General features: G+C 76.6%; 2 protein-coding genes. Both read left to right on the plus strand.

Features of this window, described 5'->3' with window-relative positions:
* Positions 1–105 precede the first annotated feature (105 nt).
* Positions 106–2,364, plus strand: a complete 2,259-nt coding sequence (locus VN520_RS22045) for a hypothetical protein (protein WP_325748665.1) — start codon at positions 106–108, stop codon at positions 2,362–2,364.
* Positions 2,346–2,777 (plus strand): FAD-dependent oxidoreductase (locus VN520_RS22050; RefSeq protein WP_325748666.1); only part of this gene is annotated, 432 nt, incomplete at its 3' end. The genes VN520_RS22045 and VN520_RS22050, both read left to right, overlap by 19 nt.

Consider the following 2,777-nt stretch of genomic DNA (forward strand, 5'->3'; position numbering starts at 1 on the left):
AGCCCTGAGCCACCACGCCCGGAGAGCCGACGCCCGGAGAGCCGACGCCCGGAGAGCCGACGCCGGGAGAGCCGACGGTCCCCAGGGCCGGGAAGGAAGGTACCGATGGCCCTGCTGGACGAGGTCCGTGCGGTCTGCGGCAGGTTGGCCCGGCACGGCTGGGCCGACCTGCTGGCGGCGCACGGACTGGACATCGACGCCCGGGACCTCGGCGCGGAGCTGGCCCGCCCGCTGACCGGGATCGACCGGGACGTGCCCGGCTTCGAGGACTTCGCGGCGGAGGGGAATCGCGGGGTGGAGCCCGGCATCCCGGCCCGCAGCCTGCTCCTCCACGCGCTGGCGTCGCCCAACGTCACCGCGGGGGCGGACGGCGCGGAGCTCGGGGACTTCCCGACGCCGGCCGAGCTGGCCGCCGTGGAGGACTACGTGTTCGGGGTGCGGCCGCCGTCCCTGCCGGACCTGCTCGCCCGCGCCGACGGGGCGCCGCTGGCCGTCGTGGTGTTCGCCGTCGAGTACCGGCCGTCCTCCCAGACCCCGCACCAGCGCCACGCGGACCTCGTGTTCGCGCGGACGGGGGTGGCCCGGGTGGGCACGGCCGAACCGCGCTACGACGGCCGGCGGCGCGGCTTCCTGCCGGGCGTCGAGGACGACCCGCACGCGATCCGGGTGCTGCCCGCCCGCTACGCCGCCTACGTCGCGATGCGCCGCCCCGGCGACGAGGCCTCGTTCCTGCCGCTGCGCTTCCGCCGGGCGAGCCAGGAGCACCCCGGCGACGCGGGCCGCCAGTTCTGGGTGCCGCTGCACAAGCTGTTCAGCGGGCCCGAGTGCATCCGCGGCACGGACCTGACCGTCGGCCTGCGCACGCGGCACGTCAACGAGAAGATCCGCCGCATCCACCTGGCGCTGGGCCCGGACGCCTCCTGGCACCGGCCCGACATCGACCGCCCGCCCTTCCGCTCCACCGACGGCATCGCGGCACTGACCGCCGACGCGGCGCTCGACCCGGGGACCGTCGTGCCGGTGGTCCACCCCCGGCTGGTGGAGCCCGCCGAGTACGTGGGGCGCCCGCTCACGTTCCGGGTGCCGCCGAACCAGCCGCTTTCCTCCAGCCTCAACATCGCCGCCGAGGGCCTGTGGCGGCACGGACCGGAGTACGTGCACGTGCGCTCGCGGATGGCCGACGACGGGACCGAGGTCGACCTCAACACCGACCCCGATGTCGTCGGGACGGTGGCCGCGGGGGGCTACCGCGCGCGCCACTACGTGGACTTCACCGGCGACGGCTGGGTGGCGGCGGTGGTCCCGCAGCTCGCCACGGTGCTGCCGCGGCGCCGCGCCGCCTACTCGCTGGTGGCCGCTCCGGACTTCTTCCCCAGCACCGACCAGCGCGAGCTGACGGAGTGGACGGCGCAGCGCGTGCCCGGGCACCTCCGTCGGACCATCTGGCGGATCCCCCCCGACCCGCTCTCCGACGAACGGTTCCCGCCCAACGTGACGCTGGCCGGCAGCGGCTTCCGGGCCGACGACGACACCGTCACCGCGATCGTGGGCCTCCCCCTGGTGCCGCCCGGCCGCCCGACCCGCGTGGAGATCGCGCGGACCGAACGGCACTCGCACCTGCCCGACGACGCCGCCGGCGTCTTCGCCCCCGGGTGGGACATCAGCGTGGACGGCGGCGCCGGCGGGCCGGAGCACCTGGCCGCCTACGGCCTCGGCAGCCCGTTCCCGGAGGACTCCAAGCTGTGCGCCGCCCTGAGCGCGTTCTGGCCCGCGGTCGCACCCGACGCCGCCCGCACGTTCGCCCCGTCGGTGGACTGGCCCACGGTCGCGCCGCTCACCGACGAGGAGATCGGCATCGTCGGCGACCTGGCGTGGGACGGCGTCCCCGGGCCCCGGGTCGTCCGCGCCGGCGACGACGAGGTCGTGGACTACCCCGGACTGGACCACACCGACTACGTGGCGAACTCGCTGGCCGGCCGGTTCACCCTGACGCTGACCGGCGCGATCCGGGAGCAGGAGTACCAGGCGCGGGTGCTGGCCATGGCCCGGGTCTACGGCGCGCTGGGCGTGGACACCGAACGGCCGTTCCCCGAGGTCGTCCGCGCCAAGGCCCGCTGGTCGGTGCTCTCCTTCCGCGCCGTCGACCCCGCCGATCCGACCGCCACCGCGGCCGCGGGGCAGGCCGGCGTCGGGCTCCTCGCACCGCTGTACCGGTTCGAGGTCTTCCAGCACGGACCCGTCCGGCCGCACCCGAGCGACATCGCCCGCCGGCACGTGACGATCCGCCGGCGCGTGGAGCTGCTCGTGGACCCGCTGACGGTGCTCGCCCGCGAGGACGGTGGGCCGTGGCGGATGCCGGGCTGAGCGACCGCTGCAGCGCCGACCTCGTCGTCGTCGGTGGTGGGCCCGCCGGCGCAGCCGCCGCGATCACCGCCGCGACCGCCGGGCTCTCCGTCGTCCTGCTCGAGGCCGGCGACGGGAGCCGCGCGCGTCCCGGGGAGACCCTCCACCCCGGGGTCGAGGTGGTCCTGCAGGAGCTCGGGGCGGCGGGATCCGTGCGGGCCCGTCCCTGGGTGCGGCACGCCGGGCACTGGGTGGAGTGGGGCGGTCCGCCCCGTTTCCTGGCCTTCGGCGGGGACGCGGACGGGCCGTGGTCGGGCTTCCAGGCGCCCAGGGCCGAGCTCGACGCGCTGCTCCTCGAGCGTGCCGGGGCGGCCGGCGCCTCGGTCCGACGGGGCTGCCGTGCACTGGACCTGACGGTCACCGGCGGGCGCATC

It is taken from the genome of Streptomyces sp. (assembly GCF_035563135.1).
Classification (GTDB): Bacteria; Actinomycetota; Actinomycetes; order Streptomycetales; family Streptomycetaceae; genus Streptomyces.

What these genes read in the sequence shown, in the direction of transcription:
- VN520_RS22045 (WP_325748665.1), top strand. Translation starts at nt 106, where the DNA reads ATGGCCCTGCTGGACGAGGTCCGTGCGGTCTGCGGCAGGTTGGCCCGG.